The following is a 23,563-nucleotide window of genomic DNA, read 5'->3' on the forward strand; positions in this document are numbered from 1 at the left end:
CCCGGTTCATCGACGACGCGGACTCCCGCAACCCTGATCACCGCTTGCCCCGTAGCACTGCTGCCGCTTCCGATTTGGGTGCCGGCCAAGCGAAGGGAACCTCGAACGATGGACGTACTTTCCTGACTGCGATCGAGTGAGCCACGGAGAACGTTGTTCTGACCGAAAAACGCGGCGGTGAAAGCCGTTTCGGGATTCCCGTATATCTGCTCGGGGGCGCCTTGCTGCGCAATCTGTCCGTCAGCGAGCAATACGATGCGGTCGGCGAGCGCGAGCGCTTCTGCCTGGTCGTGCGTGACAATGACGGCGGACAGGCCCTTTTCCCGGATCAATCGCCCAAGCCACGCCTTCGCGTCTTCGCGAAGCTTGGCATCGAGGTTGGACAGGGGTTCGTCGAGAAGGATGATGGGTGGGTTGTAGACGATGGCTCTAGCGATAGCGACGCGTTGCTGTTGCCCGCCAGACAGTTGATGCGGGTACCTGTCCGCTAGCTTGGAAAGTCCTAGTCCGGCGAGCGCGTCAGCGACGTCGCGGGAGCGGTCGACCGCACTGACGCTGCGCAGCTTGAGACCGTATCCCACGTTCTCGGCAACGGTCCGGTGCGGCCAAAGTGCGTAGCTTTGAAATACGAAGCCGAAGTTGCGCAGCTCAGGCGCAAGTTCAAGTTTCGAGGCGGCGTCGAAAACGGGTGCGCCGTCTACACGGATCATCCCGCCATCAGGGGACTCCAGCCCGGCGATAGATCTGAGCAATGTTGTCTTGCCGCTTCCAGACGGACCGAGCAACACCACGATCTCGCCTTCCGCTATATCGAGGGAGATGCCTTTGAGGATCGGCAGCGCGCCATAGCTAAGATGCAGATCCCTGATAGAAAGCTTAGTCATTGAGACGTACTCCGTAGCGGAAGGCCAAGCCGACGCCGGCCCCGATCAGTAAGAGATTGACGAATGAAAGGGCGGCGACGGCGTCCAGATCGCCGGTCTCCGAGAGCGTCACGAGCATCGGTCCGATCATTTCGGTCCCTGCCGTCAGCAGGTAGACGCCAGCAGCGTACTCGCGCTCGAACATAAGGAAGACGAGGAGCCACGTCGCCAGCAGTCCGTTTCGAATGAGGGGGATCGTGATCTCTCGTGTCGTTCGTCCGCGGCTAGCCCCCAGACTGCGTCCCGCTTCTTCCAGTTCCTTTCCGACCTGGAACAGTGTGCCCGAAATCAGGCGGGTGCCATACGACAGCCAGACGATGGTGTAGGCGATCCAGACCGAGATCAGAGTGGGACGCAAGGGACTGAGGGGCTTGAAGAAGATGAATGCCCACAAGAATGCCAATCCCGCCAGAAGCCCAGGAACGGCCCGCGGAAGGAGCACCAGATAGTCGATAAGCCGTGTCCATCCATCAGCGCGGCGATGGGTCGCCAATGCAACGCAAGCGTAAGCGGCGACAGCAAGCAATCCTCCAACCACGCCCATTACGACGCTGTTCACCACTGACCGCAGAAGGGCGGGTTCAGTAAAAATCCGATGGAAGTGCTCTACGGTCAGGCTGCCGATAAGTGTGGTACCCGCACCGTAGTTGATGAACGCCCTAAGCGAAATTCCCGAGATTGGAACGAACGCGGTTACGAAGAGCCAGCAACCTATCGCAGCAAAAGCTGGCCAGCGCCATTTTCCAAGAGCCACTGGGCGAGGCCTAGTCGCCTTGCCCCGCATTGATGCGAAGCGCTCGGTCTTGCTCAGATAGTAGCGCTGCAGCATGACGAGCGGAAATGTCATGAAGACGATCATGACGGCAACGGCGGCCATCAGGTGATAGGCCGGCACGCCAAGACGTGACGTCAGCTTGTACAGGTAGATCGCAAGCACCGAGAAATTCGACTGGTTGCCGAGGACGAGAGCCAAACCGAACATTTCAACGCCGGAGAAGAACAGCAGCACGGCGCTGAAAAAGAGTGCGGGCCGGATCATCGGAAGATTTACGTCGATCGCCACGCGCCATGGCCGCGCGCCAGCAACGCGTGCCGCCTCCTCCACATCCGAGCCGAGGCCGCGTAGTGCCGTCGAGGTGTAGAGATAGGCGTATGGCACGTGGCTAAGGCCGCCGATCACGGCAATGGAGATCGGCGAGTAGATATTCCATGGGACAAATCCCAGGGCACTGTGGGCGGCTGAAGAATAAATCCCGACCGGACCTGCCGCGATGACGTAACCCAAGGCCAGGACGATAGGCGAGACCAGTATCGGCACAAGTATCAGCGGCTCAAGCGCGCGACGTCCCGGCATGTCGGTGCGGGTGACGAGAAACGCCATGAGCGCCCCGATGGGCAACGCGATCGCAAGCATGGCGAACGCGATCAAAAGCGAATTGCGGAGGCTCAGCCAGAACTCCGGATCTCGCAACACGAACTCAAAGGCGCCAAGCGAAAATGTCGCCTTGGGAAGGAAGAAAGGCCCTGTCAGCACACTTTGATAAATTACGAGACCGAGTGGCAGGGAGACAGCAGCGGCGGTGACAAGCACCACCGCCGGACGGGTTACCGAGAAGGCCATCAGTTCGTGCCCTGCGTATTCTTTTTCCAGGAGCCGAGGAATTCGGTGCGCTTCGCCGGATCCAGGTACTTCAGCAGTTCCGGGCCGACCTCCGGCTCGACGAGCGCGTCACCGAAGCGCGCCCGCAACGCTTTTGCGCCGGCCTCGCCGTCGACGTCGTCGCGCAGCGAGAAGAAACCGAGGTTGGCGATTACCTGCTGCCCTCGCTGCGAGAGGAGGTAGTCCAAAAACAGCCGGCCGGCGTTTGGATGCTGCGCCTTCGCTGACAGGAAAGCGACGCGTGTTCCGATCGTAAGGAAGTCCTTCGGGTAGATGACGCCGATCGACGGATTTTTGGTCGCACGTTGAGCGAAGAAGCCCGGAAGGTTGTACGCGAAAAGGTTCTCCCCGCTCGCCACGCTTTCAATCATCTCGCCGTTGCTCGAGTAGAAGCGGACCTTCACTTTACCTAGAGCCTCTGCAAGTCCTTGAAACTTGTCGCCCTGCTCGGAATCCCGAGAAATTCCGTAGAAACCAACTCCTGAGGTTTCGATGTTGTAGGTCGCGACCTTCCCGACGAACTGCTGGTCCTCGGATATCAACTTGGCGATCGCTGCGTGGGATTCTGGAGGCGTGGTGACGTGGGACTTGTTGAAGATTGAGAGGAATGGCTCGAACGTCGTTCCGAATCCGCCCTTGTCCCAGACGGCCCACTTGGGAAGGTTTGCCTCCTCGGGAGACTTATAGGCCTCTGCATATCCATCATCGACAAGCTTGGCTTGCAGGTCCGAAGCGGAGCTCCAGACCACGTCGGCGGACGCGGAGTCAGCAGCGACCTCGCTGATGAAGCGGTTGTAGAGGACGTTGGTGTTGAGGTCGACCGCCTCTACGGTCACTCCCGGATACAACGTTTGGAAATCAGTAATGAGGGGCTGGATGTCGGTCGTACTTAGCGGCGAGTAGAGAACGACTTTCCCTTCGGACTTCGCGGCTTCGATCGTCTTGTCATAGTCTTTCGGATAGAACGCCGGCGACTGCGCCATAGCGCTTGAAGCGAGCATTGAAACGACGGCCGCGCAAATTAGTGTTTTGTGCATCCTGACCTCCCAGTCGATGTGTTTGGATTCGACGAATAAAACGCTTGTCGCCGGGCTCCCCGGCGAAGCTCAAAGTACGAAAATGTTAGTTTGGGAATCCGGCGCTCTACCTCCTCAAGTGGCGCTGGGTTCACGGCTCTCCTAACCGGAATAGAGACTTGACCGGACGTCCGTTAAAATCCATTCTCTAATTTTCATCAAACGAAAACCCGTGGGAAACAATGGAACTCCGCGACCTCCTCTTCTTCGAGACGATTGCGGACCTCGGTCACCTTGGCCAAGCCGCTGAAAAAATTGGAAGAACGAAGCCCGCACTCACCAAGTGCATACGCCGGCTCGAAGACGAGATTGGAGCCCTGCTGTTCGCGAGAGAGGGCCGTCGCATTGTGCTCACGGAGGTCGGCGAGGTTCTTCGTGAAGTTGCCCGGCACATGCACACCTCTATGGACGAGGCAGTGCTGGAACTGGGGAGATTTGTCACGGGGAGCGCCGGACACGTTCGTATCGGCACCGGGCCAACGGTCGCAGAGTATATTCTGCCAAGCCTATTCGAAAGGCTTCTGGTCGATATGCCGCGGGTGAAGACGGAAATCGTGGTCGACCTCGGAAATACGCTTCGCGACTCCTTGGAGAACGGCAAAGTCGATCTCATTCTTAGCACCATCCTGCCAACTGACGCGGACAAGTTCGTCGCCTACCCGTTTGCTCAGGACGAGGTGGTAGTCGTTGCTAGTCGCAATCATCCTTTGGTTGGCAAGCCATGCGGGCTGGCCGACCTGCTCCATTACAATTGGGCGCTTCCAGGCCCGAACGTTGCGACCAGACAGTGGGTCGAGTGGGCCTTCAAGTCCCGTGGACTGAGATCCCCCGAAGTGCAGATCGAGACGAGTTCATTGCAAGTTCTCCCGACGCTGATCGCCGGGACGACTGTCCTCGGCTTCACTCCACGGAGCAATTTGGGACCGGGCCGCGTCGCGTCGCAACTCGTGGAATTGCAGTGCGAGGAAGTGACTATGTCGCGACAGCTTGGGATGCTGCATCGAAAGACTGGAACCCTTTCCCCGGTTCTTAGACGCATCCTGGCACTGGCAAAAGATGTCACCCGTTCAGACAGACTGGATGCGGCCCTCGCCCATCGTGCGTGAGCCGCATCCAGTCAGGCTATACCGGGATAACGCCGCACAGGGTCGCCGCAAACAGCATCAACAGGCACGTCACGGTCGACCAGCCAATCGTGAATCGCTGAACCTTCCCGTAGTTCAGTTCCAACATGCTGACCAAGAGGTACGTCGATGCCACGAGCGGACTGAGGATGTGGACCGGCTGCCCGACCAGAGCCGCGCGCGCCATCTCAGCCGGGGTGATCCCGTACTTGGCAGCGGCTTGCGCGAGGATCGGCAACATGCCGAAGTAGAACACGTCGTTGGAGACCAGCCAGGTCATGGGAATACTGAGAATAGCTGTGACGACAGCGAGCCGTGGCCCCACTGCTTCTGGTATGCTGCTGACGATGGCGTTGGCAACCGCGTTCGCCATTCCGGTCTCGGACAAGACGCCGATGAAGACACTCGCCGAGAATAGCAGCATGGCGACATGCAAAATCGCTGGAGCGTGCTGTGCCAACTGCTCCTGCTGCGAAGAAGATTTGGGGAAGTTGACCGTTAGCGCTATCGCAGCGCCCACCATGAACAGATAGGCTAGCGGCAGGACCTCCATGACCAGGCCGATCATCAAAAGGATAGTCAACACCCAGTTGAAGTAGAACCGCGGACCAACGGCATGATCGCCCTCCAACATGCCTTTCGTGTCGAGGTCGATGACGCCAAGACGTTTCCGTTCCTGTTTGCCGAAAATCCAGGCAATTAGGAACGCCCACGAAACACAGGCCAGAAGAGGCACCACCAGCGGGGTGAAGACTTCGGACATGTCAACGTGCATCGAGGTGGCTGCTCGCGCTGTCGGCCCGCCCCAGGGAAGAAGGTTTCCGACCCCGGTACACTGCAACATCAGGCAGGCCACTTTGATGAGAGAAATGCCAAGCCTGCGGTAGATGGGGAGAAATGCCGAAAGGACGATCATGTAGACTGTCGCCCCATCGCCGTCCAATGCGACCAGGTACCCAAGCGCCACCGATCCGAGGAGCACCTTCATCGGATCGCCCCCTACCGCGCCCACGATCCTGCGGATTATGGGATCGAACATGCCGGCGTCGGTCATCGTCATGAAATAGATCATCGCGAAAATCAGAAGAACGCCCGTCGGTGCGACCGTCTTGATCCCGTTTATGATCATTTGACCTAGGTCGGGCCCGAAGCCGCCGAGCAACGCGAAGGTAGTCGGCACGAGGACTAGCGTGGCCGCCGCGGAAAGCCTTCCGCTGATCAAGATGTAGATGAAGCAAGCGAGCATGACGAAGCTGAGCGTGACCAGCATTACAAAAGAACCTCCCGCCCGAGCGACCCCCTCGGGCGCTCGGCGCGCATTGTCATGGCATGAAAGAGCCCCAAAAGGGGAGTGGATTGCTGCGGCGTGATGACCTCGCGATTCGGCGGGAACTTACGTTCCCGCCGGCGAGTTGGCGGCTTGGAAGAAGCCGGCTAGGCTCTCAGACTGGGCAACCCTTCGCCCGAAGGATCGAATTGAAACGCTCCGGATCAGGTGTTTCGGATGCGTTTGCTTGACGCAGCTTCGCTTCCTTTTCTTTCTGCTTTTCGATGTGCGGCCAAAGGGCCTCGAAATCGGAAGGTGAGACAGCCAGGACGCCATCGCAGTCGGCGACGACAAGGTCGCCTGGATTGACGACCATGCCCCCGACGGCGACGGGAACATTGATTTCGCCGGGACCCTCTTTGCTAGGCCCACGATGGGTGAATCCTCGTGCCCAAATCGGCATCTTTCCGTTTGCCCAATCGACGAGATCCCTTATCGCCCCATCGATTACGAAGCCGGCCAGTCCTTTTCGGATGGCGGTGGTCTGCATGTTACCACCGATCAGGGCCTGGCTAAGGTCACCTCCCCCGTCGACGACGATGAAATCTCCCGGATTTGCTATCTCCATCGCCTTGTGCAGCATCAGATTGTCGCCTGGTCGCACGCGGACCGTCACCGCCGGCGCTGCCACGATCAAGTCAATCCTGTTGTGGTAGGCGGCAAGTCCCATTGTTCCGATCGAGCGTCCCATGCTGTCGCTGATCCACGAGCTCGGAATGCCTTGAAACCGTTCGACCCATGCGGGAGACGCTCCATTTGCTCTTGGGTTGATACGGAAGCCTGCGGGCCATGCTTGTTCAGACATGATGTACTCCAGTCAGTTGAGTGTGGAAGGATTGACGCAGAAGCTGCGGTCGGGGGTTTTTCCTCTTAGAAAGGAAACAGCGTTTTCAACGGAGATCGCGGCAACGCTATTGAGGGCGGCGGTCGTGTTGCCGCCAATATGCGGGGTCACGATGACGTTCGACATGCGGCGATAAGGGTGATCCGCCGCAGGTGGCTCTTCAGCAAGCGTATCGAATCCAGCGCCGGCGATCTGGCCACTCTGGAGAGCGGCGATCATGGCCGGCTCGTCGATGATCGGCCCCCGCGCGGTGTTGACGACGAGCGCCCCTCGTTTCATCAAGGCGAGCGCATTCCCATTGATCCGACCCTTCGTTTCATCCGTGAGCGGGCAATGGATCGACAGGACGTCGATGTCCCGCAAGAAGTCTTCGAAATTGTCGATCAGTTCGACGTTCACAGGTACGGTCGTCGGATTTACGAAGCGGTCGTGAGCGACAACGCGCATCCCGACGGCATGGGCGATCGAGGCGACTTTGCGGCCTATCGCGCCGAGTCCGTAAAGGCCCATTGTAAGCCCGGAGAGTTGAACTCCAATCTCGGTGCGGTTCCAGAGCCCCTCTTGGAATGCCGCGGCATGGCCTGAAATGTTGCGCGCCACGGCGAACACCAGTCCAATGGCAGCTTCGGCAACGGACTGGCTGTTGGCTGCAGGTGCTATGAACACCGGAATGTTCCGCTTGGTCGCCGCGGCCACGTCAACGCCGTTGAAGCCCGCGCCGTGGCGAGAGATCACCCTGAGCGTCGGGCAAAGCGCGATCATTTCGGCATCGATGGACAGAGTTCGTAAAACCAAGGCGTCGACCGGCTCGCGTGCCAGAAGTTCTACCAGCTGCTGCTGACCGCCGTCGGCGCTCACAAACAAAGTCCGAAGGTCCGGTGCATCGAGCTGTCTCATCCCCTCAGGGGCAAGCGTCGAGACGCTGACGAGAACTGTAAATGTCATTGTGAATTATCCGCGCTGTTACAATCGGGACGAGCCGTGCCAGCGGGAGGAGGACTCCGAGAAACTACGAGCGCTTTAAATCAGCTGGGTTCTCAGGCCTTCCTCCCCGGCCCGCGGAATGACACTCGGCGAAGCGATCGATGAAATCCATTTTCTTTTTCTTCGCGAATGCAAACTCAGGGTGAACGATGTAGTGGGCTTGGTACTTTTCTAGGATGAACCCGTTAAGGCGCCTACCGCCAAAGGGACAAGAACCCATCGTGCTAGATGGATGCACAAGGAACCGGGCGCCCGTGGACCGGCACGAGACGACAGAACGCGCTTCGGAGCCCTTCGTCGTTCCATTGCTACTTCGGAAGGCATTCCACGTTATAGGCAATGATGATCTGCTCGGGAACGCGGCTGGATGCTCGACACCCAAACTGCTGGATGATGAGACGCAGGTACCTTATCTAGGGTCGTTGCACCCACTGCCATGCTTCGGAAAAGAGAAAGCTGTCTTGAACAGGAAATCACCGGTCTATCTCAACGCGCTTCGCGCGTTCGAAGCGAGTGCCCGCCACGGAAGCTTTTCCGGCGCGGCCGAAGAACTCAATGTCACCGCTGCTGCTGTCGGGCAAATGGTCCGGGGACTTGAAGAATGGCTGGGCATGCCACTGTTTAATCGCAGCACAACCGGAAAAGCCCGCCTTCGTCTGACCGAAAACGCCGAGCGCGCCTTGCCGGACATCCGTGCAGGACTCGACCGGCTTGGCATGGGCCTGGATCGGCTTCGCGAATCTGCGACCGCCGGCATCCTCAATGTGACTGTCAGCCCAGCCTTCGCCGCCAAGTGGCTGCTTCCGCGTATCGATCGCTTTCAGACAAGATGCCCAGACACCGACATTCGGCTTGAGACGAGTTTGAAGCTGGTCGACTACAAAGCCAACGGTATCGATGTCGGCGTGCGATATGGCGACGGAACCTGGCCTGGGCTTGTCGCAGAGAAATTGATGGAAGAGGAGATCTTCCCGGTCTGCTCCCCCAATTTCACCGATGCGACCAGTTTTATCGAACCCGCCGATCTCACACGAACCACACTCATCCACGACCTCTCCGTCGATCCCGCCATTGGTTTCGTCACCTGGGACATGTGGCTGCGCGCGGCCGGCGTGCGCGAGGGACAGGCGCAAAGGGGCATGAGGATCGACAATTCGGCGGCGGTACTCCAGGCCGCGATCGAAGGGCGCGGAGTGGCGCTAGCCCGAAGCATTCTGGCGAACGATGACCTGGTCGCGGGTCGACTGAGGCGCCTTTTTCCAGATGTGCAGGTGCAATCAAAACTCGCCTATTACGTTGTTTACCGGGCCGAATATTCGTCCCTCCCGAAGCTTCGCACCTTTCGGGATTGGCTCATTGAGGAGGCAACTACCTCGCGATCCTAGGTCGGCCACCGACAACGCGCGCTGTGCGACATGGTTCGCCCGGCAAAGATTTTCTTTGCCGAAGTCAAGAAACTCTCATTTGTCAAAACGTCCCTCAAGCGGCACTCAATTACTGCATCGGCGCCGACCATATCTGACGCGCCTGTCTGCGAAACCAAGCTTGAGAGGATGACCATGGCCTATCTGGAAATCACCCTGCAGATTGCTCCTGAACACCGCCGCGCTGCGGTGGGCGTCTATCAAAAGTACAAGGAGCCCTTCCTCTCGCAGATCGCCGGGGCGACATCAAAGGAGCTCTTGATCCGGGACGACGACGTCCAGGTGCTGCACGGCTTCAACAGCGTCGATGACGCAAAAGCGTATCTCGATACTGCGATGTTCAATGAAGACGTCGTGACGGGCTTGAAGCCGCTTCTGGCAGCAATGCCGGAGATCCGCATCTACGCCGTGGCCTAAACCCATCGCCGAAGAGGGAGGGTCTCGTGCGGCCCTTATTTTTCCATGAGTTCTTCCCCTTCTCACCCGATATTGATCGTCGGCGGCGGGCTCGCGGGGCTGACCGCCGCCCATCACCTCCATGAAGCCGGCATCGGCTTTCAACTGCTCGAGGCTCGTGATCGGTTTGGCGGCCGAATACTGTCGGTCGGCACCACCGGTGAACCATCGGGCGACGGTTTCGATCTTGGCCCATCGTGGTTCTGGCCCGGCATGCAGCCGGCCATGGGCGATCTCGTCCACCGGCTTGGGCTTCACGCTTTCGAGCAGAATAACGACGGCGACCTGATCGTACAACGCAACTCCCACGAAGCGCCTCAGCGCTATCGCGGCATGCGACAGGAACCCCAGTCGATGCGGCTCGTCGGTGGCACAGGGGCGATCATCTCGGCGCTTGCCGAACGTTTGCCCCCAAGGAGTGTTCTGCTGAACGCACGGGTGACGCATGTCTCGCTCGATGGGCACGAGGTCGTTGTGCAGTTCGTCGATGCCGAAGGGTCGTCGCATAAGCTGCGTGCCTCTCACGTGCTGTTCGCTCTGCCGCCGCGACTGCTTGAGGCAAATGTCTTGTTCTCTCCCGCTCTCGACTTCACGACATCCGAGCGATGGCGGCGGACCCCAACCTGGATGGCGCCGCACGCGAAATTCTTCGCAGTCTACGACCGCCCCTTCTGGCGCGACGCAGGTCTGTCGGGCTCAGCGCAAAGCATGGTGGGGCCGTTGGTTGAAATCCACGATGCGACAACGGCTTCGGGGCGAGCCGCTCTGTTTGGATTTGTCGGCGTTCCCGCCTTAGAGCGCGCCGCCATCGGGCGCGATGCGATCGTCGCGGCGTCGGTTCAGCAACTCGCTCGGATGTTCGGGCCCCGGGCCGCCAGCCCCCGCGCGACCTTGTTCAAGGACTGGGCAGAAGACCCGCTTACCGCAACGGCCGACGACAGGCACGCGGCTGGCCATCCGAATCCTGACCGACGGCCATGGGTCAGTGGCAAATGGCGGGAGTACATTTCGCTGGCTGGTAGCGAAACCAGTCTCAGGGAGCCCGGTTACCTTGCGGGTGCAGTCGAAGCTGCCGCCCGAACTGCAAACTCGATCATCAGCAGGCTGACAGGCTCCGAGAGACCGGTGGATGTCGAGCAAGGGAATTTGAAGCCATGAAGAGCACATATCAGGTCATGCAGGTAGCAGCGTCGGGCACCCTTGAGCTGGCCGAGCGGCAAACGCCTCAGCCAAAGTCGAGCGAAGTGCTGATCGCAATCGAAGCTTGCGGCATCTGCGGCGCTGATGCCAGCGACATCGACAGAGCCGATCCGGCACTGCAGCCACCTCGTGTCCCCGGGCATGAGGTCGTCGGTCGCATCGCGGCGCTCGGGCCGCACACGCCGTCCATCTGGAAGGTTGGACAGCGTGTGGGCATCGGCCGGCTCGGCGGCCATTGTAATGAATGTAACGAATGCCGACGCGGCCGCTTCAATCTCTGCCGCAATCAACCGGTTGTCGGATCCTCCTGCGATGGCGGTTATGCCGAGATGATGATCGCGCGAGCGACAGCACTTGTCTCCATTCCGGACGAGCTATCGTCCGAGGAAGCAGCACCGATCCTGTGCGCTGGCATTGCCACCTTCAATGCACTGAAGAAGTCGGGCGCCGAGGCCGGTGATACCGTTGCCATTCTCGGCATCGGCGGCCTTGGCCACATGGCGTTGCAGTATGCCCGCAAGATGGGGTTTCGTGTGGTGGCGGTCGGCCGGGGCCAGGACATTGCCGCCGACGCGATTGAACTCGGGGCACATCGGTACGTTGATACGAGCGCGGAAAACCCCGCAGATGCGATCAATGCGATCGGCGGTGCAAGAGCGATCCTTACGACGACTGGGAATCCGGAAGCCGTCGCCGCGTTGATGCCCGCACTTCTTCCTGAGGGCCGCCTGATTGTGCTCGGCGTCGGCAAGGATCCGTTGCCGGTATCGACCGGCTACCTTGTTGGGGACGAACGAGGAGTCTTCGGCTCGATCACCGGCTCGCCGTTCGAGAACGAAAGGACCCTGGACTTCAGCGTGCTGACTGGCGTGCGGCCGCGGATCGAAACGATGCCGCTCGAACGCGCGGCGGAGGCTGTACAGAAAATGCGGTCCGGTGAAGCAGACTTCCGAATGGTTCTGACGATGGGAGAGCGATCGAATGCGCATCAATGATGACCTGACGAAACCTGTAATCGTCCATTCGGCCGAACTCGATTGGATCCCGAGCCCTGCAGCCGGGGTCGAGCGACGCATGCTCTATCGCGTCGGCGGCGAAGTGGCGCGCGCCACCTCAATCGTGCGCTACGCGCCGGGAAGCGCCTTCCCGCGCCATGTTCATTCGGGCGGCGAGGAAATCCTCGTGCTCGAAGGTACGTTCCAGGATGAGCACGGTGACTATCCAGCCGGCAGCTACTTCCGCAACCCGCCCGGCACCTCGCATGTGCCCGCATCGAATGACGGCTGCACCATCTTCGTGCGGCTCTGGCAGTATCGCGAGGGTGACGACGCCCAGATCGTCCGCCAGCCAGGCAAGGGTCAGGCAGCGCCATTGCGCGACGGGGCCCAAGCGGCACGCCTCCTGTTTGAAGACGCCGAAGAGCGTGTTTCGCTTGAGCACTGGCGCCCGGGTTCGACGGTTGCGGTGGATAATGCGCGCGGGCTCGAATTCGTCATCGTTGCCGGCAGCCTGGCAATGGACGGTCAGACCTTGCAAGCGCAGAGCTGGGGTCGGTTACCCGCAGGCGAAAAGCTCAATGGACTGACGGGATCGCTGGGTACCGAGATCTGGATCCGCGAGGCACCCCTGCAGCACGCAGATGTGTTGCCGATGCCTGAGTGAGGAAGCGGGCACAACATAACCATCCGGCAAGTGTGCCCCTGCGAACGACCTGCCTGGCGCTCCACCATTATGAGCACTGTTCATCGATCCATGAAGCAACGCCATTTCTGGTTTGTCTGCGCGCATGGTAGGCGCGACGTGGATTGGTACCCCGCTGCCAGGCGGCCATTGGAGTTCCAGCGCGAAGCACCGCTCGCTGGTACACCTCACTGAAAGACTACGATGATGAAGACCGATGTTGTGATTGTTGGTGGCGGTTTGGCTGGCTTGAATGCCGCCCGACTGCTTCAGGCGGCGGGGATCAATTTCCTGCTGTTTGAGGCACGGCCGATACTCGGCGGTCGAATCCAGACGGTAAACGAGGCGGGTCAGCCCGCTGTCGATGGCTTCGACCTCGGCCCATCCTGGTTCTGGCCACGAATGCAGCCAGCCATAGCCAATCTGATTGCAGCACTCGGACTTCCAACCTTTGCTCAGAACAATGAGGGCGATGTCGTATTCGAACGGATGTCGCGAGAGTTGGCAAAGCGGTACCCCGGATTGATCCAGGAACCCGAAGCTTTCAGGCTGGTCGGAGGGTCTGCCACCTTGGTTCGAGCGATCGCGGAGAGATTGCCCGACGAACGGGTGCAGCGCGGCGCCCGCGTACTCGAGATGCGTCTGACCAATGTGGGCGTTGAACTGATCGTGCAGCTATCAAATGGCCAAGACCAGAAGGTGCAAGCTCTGCACGTCATTGCAGCGTTGCCGCCACGCATTCTCGAGGCGACGGTTCGGTTCGAGCCGGCTCCGCCGCCCGCGAACGTTCAGCTTTGGCAGCAGACGCCGACCTGGATGGCGCCGCATGCGAAGTTCTTCGCCGTCTATGACCGCGCCTTTTGGCGGGAGGCAGGCTTCTCGGGCACGGCACAAAGCATGGTCGGCCCTCTCGCGGAAATCCACGACGCAACAACATCTTCCGGTCAGCCAGCACTCTTCGGCTTCGTGGGATTGGGGGCGGAACAACGCAGGTCGGTCGGCGAGACTGCCCTGACTGAGGCTTGCGTTCAGCAGTTCGCCCGTCTCTTCGGCGCGCAAGCCGCGAACCCGCGCGCGACGCTTTTGAAGGACTGGGCCGCCGATCCTTTGACCGCCACATTGGCCGACTGGTTCTCGGCGGGTCATCCGCATGCCCAGGACGCTGGCTGGGTCGCCGAGCCCTGGAAGGAGCATCTCATTCTTGCCGGCAGTGAGACAAGCCCGATCGAAGCGGGATATCTCTCCGGCGCAGTGGAGGCCTCGGCGGCTGCCGTAACGAACCTCATTCACAAGTTTACACCTAGCCAAAATTGAGGAACTGCGCATGGGCTCCATGGAACGGACATTCCGCGGCACTCCAACAGTGCCTGAACGACAGGCCACATCAAGAAACGCCTGGGTCCTGACTGCGGCCCAGTCGCTTGGCGGCGCCAGTTCGCCGATTATCATCTCGCTCGGCGGCTTGGTCGGACAGCAATTGGCGACCGATCCCGCGGCCGCAACCTTGCCGGTCAGCATGCTCAATCTCGGCCTTGCCGTTGGTACCCTTCCGGCTGCGGTCATCATGCGGCAATTCGGGCGCCGCTTCGGCTATCTCCTCGGCGCTGCGACCGGCATGATAGCTGGTCTGGTCGCGACTATCGGCATTGTCCAGTCGAGTTTCATCGTCTTTTGCATCGGCACCTTCATGGCAGGCCTCTATTCCGCTTATGTGCAAAGCTACCGCTTTGCCGCAACCGACGGCATCACTGGCGCTGACCGCGACAAGGCCATTTCACGGGTTATGGTTGGAGGATTGATTGCGGCCGTAATCGGTCCGCAGTTGGTTATCTGGACGCGCGATGCGCTGCCCGGACATGCCTTCGCCGGCAGCTTCCTCAGTCAAGCCGCTTTGGCAACGCTGGCGATCCCCATCCTCCTCGCGCTTCGCCCCCCGCAAATCGCCGGACCGGGATCGGCTGGACCGACTAAGGGGTGCCCGCTTTCTCAAATTCTTGCCTCACCGCGCTACCTGCTTGCAGTAGCGACCGGCGTTGTCTCCTACGGTCTGATGACCTTCGTGATGACCGCCGCGCCGCTGGCGATGGTCGGACATGGCCACTCCGTCGGCTCCGCTGCCCTTGGAATTCAGTGGCACGTGCTCTCCATGTTCGCACCGAGCTTTGTCACGGGCCGCCTGATGGCGCGCTTCGGCAAGGAAAGGGTGGCCGCCGTCGGCCTGCTCATGATTGGGGCCTCGGCGCTGGTTGCGCTCGGTGGCCTCGATATTGCACATTTCTGGGGGTCGCTGATCCTGCTCGGCATCGGTTGGAATTTCGGCTTCATCGGCGCGACCGCGATGGTCGCCGATTGCCACTCACCATCAGAGCGCGGAAAGGCGCAAGGCGCGAACGATTTTATGGTCTTTGGCACCGTGGCCTGCGCTTCTTTCTTTGCGGGGTCGCTTCTTCACACATCCGGCTGGACGACGGTCAATTGGCTGGTGCTGCCGGCTGTTGCCTTCATCCTAGTTCCGCTGGTGTGGCGGGCAGCCCGCTTACCGAAATCCAACTGAACGACGTGTCGAAAATGGCCATCTCGAAACGACGTATCGATCATCTTGTGCTGGCAGTTCACGACCTCGAGGCGGCCGCCCAGTTCTACACACGCCTCGGATTTTCGGTCGGAGCGCGCAACAAGCATCCATGGGGAACAGAGAACCGGCTCATCCAATTCGGCTCATCCTTCATCGAGCTGATCACGGTGGGTGACCGCCTCCAAGCTCTACCGCCGCACGAGCCGGGGCGCTTCAGTTTTGGCGCCTTCGTGCGCGACTACCTGACCCATCGCGAGGGCTTTGCGATGGTCGTGCTCGACAGCCCGGACGCTAAAGCCGACGCGAAGCGTTTCGCAGAAAATGGGATCGGCTCCTTCGAACCGTTCTTTTTCGAGCGCAAGGGGCATCGTCCGGACGGCGCGGAGACGCACGTGGCCTTTTCGCTGGCTTTCGCGATGGACCCGCCGATCCCAAACGCATCCTTCTTCGTTTGCCAGCAGCATTTTCCCGAGAATTTCTGGAATTCGGAATTTCAGAAGCATTCAAACGGCGCGATGAACATTGTCGCCGTGACACTGGCAGCCAGAAATCCCGCTAAGCATGTCGATTTCCTCGCCGAATTCACTAGTGCCTCCGCATGTCCGGGGGCAGATGGCGACATGACATTTTTTCTGGCTGAACATGGATCCGTCTCCGTGAAAAAGACCGTATGCGGTGGCGGACTTACCGGTTACGCGATCGCCGTTCCAAGCCTTCCGCAACAGTTGGACCTGCTTGCCGCGGCAAACGTTCCGCATTCTGCGGCGCGGGAAAGCATCATGATCAGGGCTCAGGATGCCTTTGGTGTGGCTATCACGTTTGTTTCCGCCGGCGAGCGCGCCGAGCAATGCTGAACGCCAATCTCATGCGAATTCACCTTCGGCCACGTTTTCGGGCTGCCGTCGTCCTCACGGCAATGGGGGCGTTTTTCGTTGCCCCGTTGCCGTCGGAAGCCAAACCCTCGTGTTCGCCTAGCAATCGCATTACGGTACAATTGCCCGATCCCGTTTCGGGGCGGCGATACGAAATCTATGTCAGTCTGCCGCCCGACTATGGAGAGAAGCTGGAAAAGTCCTATCCCTTGGTCATTGTTGCAGACGGCGGTCGAGCGTTTGCGAAGCTTAGGTGTGACACACGAGCCCTTGCAGACAGCAATGCCATCGCGCAGCCAATCCTGGTCGGTCTTTCCTACGCGCTCGGCGAAAACCTGGAGGATAGCCGGCGCCGCGACTACACACCCTTGCCTCTTCCCGAGAGCGGCAAGGTCTATGGGGGTGCTGCTGCCTATCAGCACTATCTCAGCGATGTTGTCCTGCGCTACGTCGATGATCATTACCGCGTCGCGCCCCGCGAGCGCATCTTCTGGGGCCATTCGTATGGAGGATTGCTCGGGGCGCACATCCTGCTGACGCAGCCGTCGCTCTTCCAGACCTATATCCTCGGAAGTCCCTCGTTCTGGTTCGGCAACGACGCAATTTTTGAGCTTGAGACCAGCTTTGCTCAGCGCCAAAGGCAGCTCGACGCGACGGTGCTACTTTATGTGGGTGGTCTGGAGACGCCGCGTCATGATCCGTCCCGTAAAGGAAAAACACGCGACATGGTTGGCGGCATGAAAAAGTTCGAAAACCGCCTTCGCTCACGTGAGTATGATCGCCTCCAAGTCTCCTCGACCGTCTTTGCCGGAAGAGATCATATCACGTCGGTGCGGCCGGGATTTGCCTGGGGCATCCACACCGCGCTCGGCGACTAGCCACACCATCAAGGTGCTGGAGTGCGCCCTATCTCGCTGGCAAGCTTCAGGAAACCGTCGATGTACGACGTCTTCTCCTCCCCTCGACGAACTCCGAGGTTGATGCTCTTTTGAATACCGGCTTTACCAAGACGTAGCGGCCGGATCGGCAGGCCTGCGGCATCCTCATTGAGCAGCCAGTCCGGCAGCACTGTGACACCCCTGCCCGCGCAGACGAGTTGCAGCATGAGATCGATGGTCTCGGCCGTGCGATGCTGGCGCGGCCGGCAGTGAGCGGGAACGAGGAACTGCGTATAGATGTCGAGGCGCTCCAAAGTCACCGGTACGGTGATCAGTTCCTCGTCGATCAGATCCTCTGGCTCGACGCTCTCTCGACTGGCGAGTGGATGCGTCTCGTGCACCATGAGCACAAGTTCATAATCGAAGACCGGTGTGAAGCTCAGATCCGGGGCTTCGACCGGGTCAGGAGTAATGAGCAGATCGATCTCATAGCCATGAAGCGCTTCGACGCCGTCGAAACGGAAGGCGGTGCGGACGTCGAAGTCGACGTCTGGCCAGCGGTTCAAATAGGGTGTGGCAATGCGCGACAGCCAGCGTTGGCACGGATGGCATTCCATGCCGACGCGAAGCGCTCCCCGTCGCCCGACAGCGAAGTCGTTCAGCACGCGCTCTGCGTGCTCCATCTGCGGCAGAACCCGTTCGGCAACGCTGAGCAGGTACTCTCCGGTCTGTGTCAGACGCAGGCCACGGCCGGTTTTCATCCAGATCTTGATACCGTGCCGTTCCTCGAACTTGGCAACCGTATGGCTCAGCGCCGACTGCGTGACGTTCAGTTTCTCGGCGGCCGCGGTGACACTACCACTCCGGCTGACTTCCCTGAGAATTGCAAGATGCTGTCGATCGATCATTATGATCCGGCCTCATGGGTGAATGAGAACATACCATTTCCGCTCATAATGCATCGCCGCTAAGCTTTTCGTCAACAAGCAGGCTGGAAAGCCCGGATGGACGAAAGGATGTCGCAGTGACGAACCTCGCATGTGCCCAGCATTTGAAAGTTGAGAATAGCCCAGCAACGTCGATCTTCGACGAGGTCATCGATCGAACGAACAGCAACTCCATGAAGTGGGCCTATGCAGAAAAGCTGCTGACACCCGATGAAGTGGCCTCCGACCCCTTGCCGATGTGGGTTGCCGATACTGACTTCAAGGCGCCGCAAGCCGTCATCGATGCGCTGCACGACGCCGTCGATCATGGCGTTTTCGGGTATCCGGGCGGCGCTACTGCATCCTACCTCGAAGCCGTTGTCGGCTGGCAGCAGCGGCGTTTTGGCTGGGATATCGCAAAGGAATGGATCCTTCAGACCTCCGGCATCATCACGACGCTGAAGACGGCAGTCCAAGCCTTCTCGGCTCCGGGTGACACGGTGCTCATTCAGCCGCCGGTTTATGCGCATTTCCACAATGACGTCCTGATGAACGGACGCCACCTTGCTTTCGCCCCGCTCGAGTTCACGGGCGACGGCTACCAATTCAACGAGAAGGCTTTTGAAGCGGCCATTCGCCCCAATACGAAAATCTTCATTCTCAGCCACCCCCATAATCCAACCGGCAATGTCTGGTCTGAGGACGAACTCAGGGCTATGGGCGAAATCTGCGCTCGAAATGGCGTGCTGGTCATTTCCGACGAGATTCACGAGGATCTGATCCTCAATCCGGCAAAGAAGCACATCCCGTTCGCTTCGCTGGGCGAAGAGTTTGCTCAAAACAGCATTACCTGCACCGCGCCCAGCAAGACCTTCAACCTGCCCGGCCTTCAGAGCGCCAATGTCTTCGTGCCGAACAGGAAGATCCGCGAAGAGCTTTCCCGCCAGTACGAGCGCAACGTCTTTGGATTGGTCAATACGCTCGGCATGGTCGCCGCAGAGGCGGCCTATGCGCATGGCGAGCCGTGGCTTGAAGAGATGCTCGCATATCTCAGGACAAATCACGCGCATTTCGCCAGGGCGATCAACCAGGCTGATCCACGGCTGAAGGTCCTGCCGACGGATTCCCTCTATCTCGCCTGGATGGATTGCCGTGGTCTCGGCATGGATGCCGAAGCGGTTAACAAGTTCATGCTGACCAAGGCGCGTGTCTGGCTCGACAAGGGACAGAAGTTCGGGATCGAGGGCCATGGTTTCATGCGCGTCAATCTCGGCTGCTCCCGCGTCACCGTCGACGAAGCCATTCGGCGCATCACCTCTGCCGTCGCAAAGATCTGAGTGGAAGAGCCGATGTCGCAGACAATCAAAGAGCGCCTCGCTGAGCTTAATGTCGAACTCCCTGCGGCGACCAGATCCGTCGCCAACTACCTTCCGGTGACGGCCAGCGGGAACGTCATTCTGACCTCCGGCCAATTGCCGCTCGCCGACGGCAAGTTGACCGCTACGGGCTGCTGGGACGAGAGCTCGATGTGGTGGCGGGTGCGCTCGCAGCCCGACAGTGTGCCTTGAACGTTCTGGCCCAGGCGGACGCCAATCTTGGCAGCCTCGAGAAGATTGCCAAGGTCGTCAAGATCACGGTCTTCGTGGCTTCAGCACCGGACTTCACCTAGCAACACCTCGTCGCCAACGGCGCCTCGGACCTGCTGGTCGCCGCCCTTGGTGACAACGGCAAGCACGCTCGATCGGCCGTTGGGGTGTCTGCACTGCCGATGAACGCGCCTGTCGAAGTGGAAGCGATCATCGAGACCACTGAGTAAAGCCTCTCCGGCTTGCGCCGGCGACATCAAGAATTCGGGAACTCAAACGATCCGGTCTGCGGAAACAACGGCAAAAAAGCCACCGCCTCCGGATCACAAACCGGGAGACTGCAAATGAAAGTAACGATCACACTTGCCACCATCGCGGCGGCGACGCTGACTTCAGGCTTCGCCATGGCCGGAACAATGGCCGACATTCAGGCGCGCGGTAAGCTGAACTGCGGCGTAACCGGCGGTCAGGCGGGCTTTTCAGCGCCTGACGCTTCCGGCGCCTGGCACGGAATGGATGTCGACTACTGCCGGGCGATCGCCGCAGCGGTGTTGAAGGATCCGAACGCCGTCAACTTGATTCCGACGACGGGGCAAACACGCTTTACTGCGCTTGCCTCCGGCGAAATAGACATTCTCTCGCGCACCACGACATGGACGTTCTCGCGTGACGTCGACCTCAAGTTCACCTTCGCCGGCGTGAACTACTATGACGGTCAAGCGTTCATGGTGCCGAAGTCGTTGGGCATCAATAGCGCCAAGGATCTCGATGGCGCGACGGTCTGCATTCAGACCGGCACCACCACCGAACTCAATCTCGCGGAATATTTCCGCAAGAACAACATGAAGTACGAACCGGTTCCGGTCGAAAACAATGCCGACGTGCAGCAGAAGTATCTGGCCGGCGGCTGCGACGTCTATACGTCGGACGGCTCCGACCTCGCATCCACCCGTTCGAGTTTCAAGAACCCGGAGGATCACATCATCCTTCCGGAGGTGATTTCGAAGGAACCGCTGGGTCCGCTGGTGCGCCAGGGCGACGATCAGTGGGCAGACGTCGCCCGCTGGACTTTGAACGCACTGATCTCCGCCGAAGAACTCGGTATCGCCGCTGAGAACGTCGACAAGCTTTCCGACGGCTCGGACAACCCGGACATCAATCGCCTGCTCGGCAAGGAAGACAAGCTGGGCGAGATGCTGGGTCTTGATGCGGAGTGGGCGAGGCGCGCAATCGCAGCCGAGGGAAACTACGGCGAGATGTTTGCGAGAAACCTCGGCGACAAGACACCGATCAGGCTTGCGCGAGGCCTTAACGCGCTCTGGACCGATGGCGGCCTGATGTACGGCCTGCCGCTTCGCTGAGGTCATTGTCGGGCGCGGGCCGGTCCCGCGCCCTTGTCCATTTGCCCCTACCGCACTCGATTTCGTGCCGAAGGTCGCCGAGCGAACCTTGAGGGAGATTACGCATGGCCACGAACAGCAGCGCTCCGCGCGAGCCGTTTCACCTCAGCATGCTCATTTACGATGCTCGCTACCGAGGCTGGACGGTCCAGGTCATAACATTTTGCATCCTTGTCATTGCCGCCGCCTGGCTTGTCGACAACACGATCCGCAATCTCGCGGCACTTGGAAAAGACTTCTCGTTCGGCTTCCTGTGGAGCACGGCCGGGTACGACATCGCACCGCATGCGATAGACTACTCCAGCACTAGCACGCATGCCCGCGCTGCCCTGGTTGGTCTTCTTAATACGCTGATCGTTGCAGCGTTGGCATGCGTGACGGCGACGTTTTTCGGCGTGCTCGCCGGCGTTCTCAGGCTTTCCGACAACTGGATCGTTGCCCGGCTCATGACTGTCTATGTCGAGTGTTTCCGCAACATTCCAGCGCTCCTCTGGATCATCGTCATCGCTGCAGTCATGTCCGAGGCCATGCCAGCGCCGAACGCGTTCCGCGGCGAAAATCCGACGGCTTCGATGCTGTTCTGGAACAGTGTTGCCGTTACCAACCGCGGCATCTATCTACCTGTACCGGAGTTCTCGCGAAGCCTCGGCCAGGCGCCTGATGCTCTTGGTGCCTTCGATCTCAGCTACGCGGCAATCCTGCTTGTGCTGGTGTTTTCGCTCCTCACTCGCCGGATATTGATCAAGCACGCGCACAGGGTGCAGAGCGCTACCGGTGAGCGCCCCACCACGTGGTGGAAGAGCTTGACCGTCTTGATCCTGCCGCTCACCGTGCTGCTTTATGCAACAGGGTTCCACCTCGACTATCCGACCCTCAAGGGCTTGAACTTCACAGGTGGCCTGCAGCTCAGGAACGCGTTCATCGCGCTCTGGATCGGTCTCAGTGTCTATACCGGCGCCTTCATCGCCGAAAATGTTCGCTCCGGCATTTTGGCAATCTCCCGAGGGCAGACAGAAGCCGCGCATGCGCTCGGGCTCTCCTCCGGACGCACGATGCGTCTGGTGATCTTGCCGCAGGCACTCAGGATCATCGTTCCGCCGTTGATCTCCCAATACCTCAACATCACCAAGAATACTTCGCTTGGGCTCGCCGTCGGCTACATGGACCTGCGCTCCACGCTCGGCGGCATCACCATCAATCAGACCGGCCGTGAGCTCGAGGGCATGCTCATGATGATGCTGATCTATGTCGCGATCAGCCTGACGATCTCCGGCGCAATGAATATCTACAACAATCGCGTCAAGCTGAAGGAGCGTTGAGATGAACATGCACAATGCCTCCTGGGTCAGCCAGGACATCATTGCTCCATCGCCGCGCCCCGCCGCCCAGGGCGGCGTGACAAGGTGGACCAGGAAGCACCTCTTCAATGGCTGGCTCAGCACGCTCTTGACCGTCGCATCGCTGACCACGGTCGTGTGGATAGCGTTCGCGATTGTGCCTTGGCTTGAGAACTCGATCTGGCGGGCGAATTCGCTTGCCGAATGTCGCCAGGTTCTTGATGGCGCGTCCGGCGCTTGCTGGGGTGTTATTCGGGACCGCTGGCCGCAGCTTCTCTTCGGCTTCTATCCGGCGCACCTCTATTGGCGCCCTGTTCTGACATTTGCGCTGCTAGTTGCGGCGCTCGCGCCGATCTTGTTCCGCACAATCCCGCAGCGGGCCCTTTGGTTCAGCGCCATCTATCCGGGCCTTGCCTATTGGTTGATCTGGGGCGGAAGCCTGTGGTTTCCGATCACAATCTATTGCGGCTTCCTGCTCGCAGCCGTGCTCTTCTCCCTGTCGGCGCGCGTCAACGGCGCTCTTGCCGTCGCGGGTGCAATCCTTGGCGCAGCCCTTTGGTGGACCTATGCCGCGCAGCTCGTCTCGTCACTTGCCGACAACGTGCTGCCAATCGCCCTGGCCCCGGTCGCCTCGCGGGAGATCGGAGGGTTTCTGCTCTCGATCATCATTGGGGTCACGGGCATCTCCCTGTCACTGCCGCTCGGAATTTTGCTCGCACTGGGTCGCCGTTCGAGCCTGCCGCTCATTCATCTGCTGAGCGTCACCTTCATCGAGTTCATTCGCGGTGTTCCCCTGATCACACTGTTGTTCACGGCTTCCCTGCTCCTCAACTACTTCCTGCCGCCGGGAACGATTTTTGACCTTGTCCTGCGGGTCGTTATCATGGTGACGCTCTTTGCCAGCGCCTACATGGCCGAAGTTATTCGCGGGGGCCTCGCCGCCCTTCCTCGCGGCCAATACGAGGCGGCGGCGGCTCTGGGCCTCGACTACTGGAAGGCGCAGCGACTAGTAATCCTCCCACAAGCCCTGAAAATCTCCATCCCGGGCATCGTCAACTCCTTTATCGGGCTCTTCAAGGACACGACGCTCGTCATGTTCATCGGCCTGCTCGACCCGATCGCCCTTGCGGCGGCTATCCGCGCCAACACCAATTGGCAGGGGATCTATTGGGAACTCTTCATCTTCATCGGCGCGGTGTTTTTTGTCTTCTGCTTCGGAATGTCGCGCTACTCGATCTATCTCGAGCACCGGCTGAAAACGGATCATCGCTAGGAGGAATGCACATGACCA

Annotated in this window: 21 protein-coding genes and 1 pseudogene; 15 read left to right on the forward strand and 7 right to left on the reverse strand. The window is 59.8% G+C overall.

What is annotated here, in order from left to right:
- The 3 genes from I8N66_RS15955 to I8N66_RS15965 all read right to left on the reverse strand — a co-directional run.
- Window positions 1-884: ABC transporter ATP-binding protein (locus I8N66_RS15955; RefSeq protein ID WP_291155104.1), on the reverse strand; the 884-nt coding region annotated here is incomplete at its 3' end.
- Window positions 877-2,544 carry an iron ABC transporter permease gene (locus I8N66_RS15960; RefSeq protein ID WP_291155107.1) on the reverse strand — a complete coding sequence of 556 codons (1,668 nt, stop codon included), beginning with the start codon at window positions 2,542-2,544 and terminating at the stop codon, window positions 877-879. The genes I8N66_RS15955 and I8N66_RS15960, both read right to left, overlap by 8 nt.
- Entirely contained in the window at window positions 2,544-3,620 is a 1,077-nt protein-coding gene (locus tag I8N66_RS15965) for an ABC transporter substrate-binding protein (RefSeq protein WP_291155110.1), read from the reverse strand. The genes I8N66_RS15960 and I8N66_RS15965 overlap by 1 nt, the downstream gene beginning before the upstream one ends.
- Window positions 3,621-3,841: 221 nt before the next feature.
- Between I8N66_RS15965 and I8N66_RS15970 the strand changes: the two genes are divergently transcribed.
- Complete coding sequence (locus tag I8N66_RS15970; protein WP_291155113.1) at window positions 3,842-4,765, forward strand: LysR family transcriptional regulator; 924 nt, start codon at window positions 3,842-3,844, stop codon at window positions 4,763-4,765.
- A gap of 16 nt (window positions 4,766-4,781) precedes the next feature.
- Here I8N66_RS15970 and I8N66_RS15975 read toward each other — a convergent pair whose 3' ends face one another.
- The 3 genes from I8N66_RS15975 to I8N66_RS15985 all read right to left on the reverse strand — a co-directional run bounded on the left by I8N66_RS15975 (window position 4,782) and on the right by I8N66_RS15985 (window position 7,899).
- Window positions 4,782-6,053 carry a citrate:proton symporter gene (locus tag I8N66_RS15975; protein ID WP_291155116.1) on the reverse strand — a complete coding sequence of 424 codons (1,272 nt, stop codon included), beginning with the start codon at window positions 6,051-6,053 and terminating at the stop codon, window positions 4,782-4,784.
- Window positions 6,054-6,225: 172 nt separating this feature from the next.
- Window positions 6,226-6,915, reverse strand: a complete 690-nt coding sequence (locus I8N66_RS15980; protein WP_291155119.1) for an RraA family protein — start codon at window positions 6,913-6,915, stop codon at window positions 6,226-6,228.
- A gap of 12 nt (window positions 6,916-6,927) precedes the next feature.
- Window positions 6,928-7,899, reverse strand: a complete 972-nt coding sequence (locus I8N66_RS15985; RefSeq protein ID WP_291155122.1) for a hydroxyacid dehydrogenase — start codon at window positions 7,897-7,899, stop codon at window positions 6,928-6,930.
- Window positions 7,900-8,192: 293 nt separating this feature from the next.
- Between I8N66_RS15985 and gcvA the strand changes: the two genes are divergently transcribed.
- From gcvA to I8N66_RS16030, 9 genes are all read left to right on the forward strand, one after another.
- Window positions 8,193-9,323, forward strand: a complete 1,131-nt coding sequence (gene gcvA, locus I8N66_RS15990; RefSeq protein WP_291155125.1) for a transcriptional regulator GcvA — start codon at window positions 8,193-8,195, stop codon at window positions 9,321-9,323.
- Between the two features lie 174 nt (window positions 9,324-9,497).
- On the forward strand, window positions 9,498-9,779 hold the full coding sequence (locus I8N66_RS15995; RefSeq protein WP_291155127.1) for a hypothetical protein: 282 nt from the start codon (window positions 9,498-9,500) through the stop codon (window positions 9,777-9,779).
- Between the two features lie 45 nt (window positions 9,780-9,824).
- A complete protein-coding gene (locus tag I8N66_RS16000) occupies window positions 9,825-10,976 on the forward strand; it encodes an FAD-dependent oxidoreductase (protein WP_291155130.1) in 1,152 nt (383 codons plus the stop codon).
- Window positions 10,973-12,013 carry an alcohol dehydrogenase gene (locus I8N66_RS16005; protein ID WP_291155133.1) on the forward strand — a complete coding sequence of 347 codons (1,041 nt, stop codon included), beginning with the start codon at window positions 10,973-10,975 and terminating at the stop codon, window positions 12,011-12,013. The genes I8N66_RS16000 and I8N66_RS16005 overlap by 4 nt, the downstream gene beginning before the upstream one ends.
- A complete protein-coding gene (locus I8N66_RS16010; protein WP_291155136.1) occupies window positions 12,000-12,680 on the forward strand; it encodes a cupin domain-containing protein in 681 nt (226 codons plus the stop codon). Before I8N66_RS16005 ends, I8N66_RS16010 begins: the two co-directional genes overlap by 14 nt.
- 222 nt (window positions 12,681-12,902) lie before the next feature.
- Window positions 12,903-14,012, forward strand: a complete 1,110-nt coding sequence (locus tag I8N66_RS16015; RefSeq protein WP_291155139.1) for an FAD-dependent oxidoreductase — start codon at window positions 12,903-12,905, stop codon at window positions 14,010-14,012.
- Window positions 14,013-14,031: 19 nt separating this feature from the next.
- Entirely contained in the window at window positions 14,032-15,252 is a 1,221-nt protein-coding gene (locus tag I8N66_RS16020; RefSeq protein WP_291155197.1) for an MFS transporter, read from the forward strand.
- A 14-nt stretch (window positions 15,253-15,266) separates the two neighbouring features.
- A complete protein-coding gene (locus I8N66_RS16025; RefSeq protein ID WP_291155142.1) occupies window positions 15,267-16,127 on the forward strand; it encodes a VOC family protein in 861 nt (286 codons plus the stop codon).
- A complete protein-coding gene (locus I8N66_RS16030; protein ID WP_291155145.1) occupies window positions 16,121-17,023 on the forward strand; it encodes an alpha/beta hydrolase-fold protein in 903 nt (300 codons plus the stop codon). Before I8N66_RS16025 ends, I8N66_RS16030 begins: the two co-directional genes overlap by 7 nt.
- Before the next feature lie 8 nt (window positions 17,024-17,031).
- Here I8N66_RS16030 and I8N66_RS16035 read toward each other — a convergent pair whose 3' ends face one another.
- On the reverse strand, window positions 17,032-17,931 hold the full coding sequence (locus I8N66_RS16035; RefSeq protein WP_291155148.1) for a LysR family transcriptional regulator: 900 nt from the start codon (window positions 17,929-17,931) through the stop codon (window positions 17,032-17,034).
- A 116-nt stretch (window positions 17,932-18,047) separates the two neighbouring features.
- Between I8N66_RS16035 and I8N66_RS16040 the strand changes: the two genes are divergently transcribed.
- The 5 genes and pseudogenes from I8N66_RS16040 (at window position 18,048) to I8N66_RS16060 (ending at window position 23,545) form a co-directional block, all read left to right on the forward strand.
- Entirely contained in the window at window positions 18,048-19,286 is a 1,239-nt protein-coding gene (locus tag I8N66_RS16040) for a MalY/PatB family protein (RefSeq protein ID WP_291155151.1), read from the forward strand.
- A gap of 12 nt (window positions 19,287-19,298) precedes the next feature.
- A pseudogene (locus tag I8N66_RS16045) lies at window positions 19,299-19,765 on the forward strand (RidA family protein).
- 114 nt (window positions 19,766-19,879) lie between these two features.
- Entirely contained in the window at window positions 19,880-20,896 is a 1,017-nt protein-coding gene (locus I8N66_RS16050; protein ID WP_291155154.1) for an amino acid ABC transporter substrate-binding protein, read from the forward strand.
- A 104-nt stretch (window positions 20,897-21,000) separates the two neighbouring features.
- Window positions 21,001-22,254 carry an ABC transporter permease subunit gene (locus tag I8N66_RS16055; RefSeq protein WP_291155156.1) on the forward strand — a complete coding sequence of 418 codons (1,254 nt, stop codon included), beginning with the start codon at window positions 21,001-21,003 and terminating at the stop codon, window positions 22,252-22,254.
- A gap of 1 nt (window position 22,255) precedes the next feature.
- Window positions 22,256-23,545: an amino acid ABC transporter permease gene (locus tag I8N66_RS16060; protein ID WP_291155159.1), complete on the forward strand. Its 1,290-nt coding sequence runs from the start codon at window positions 22,256-22,258 to the stop codon at window positions 23,543-23,545.
- Window positions 23,546-23,563 lie beyond the last annotated feature (18 nt).

Origin of the sequence: Ensifer sp. SSB1, assembly GCF_016652895.1 — a bacterium.
Taxonomy (GTDB): domain Bacteria; phylum Pseudomonadota; class Alphaproteobacteria; order Rhizobiales; family Rhizobiaceae; genus Ensifer.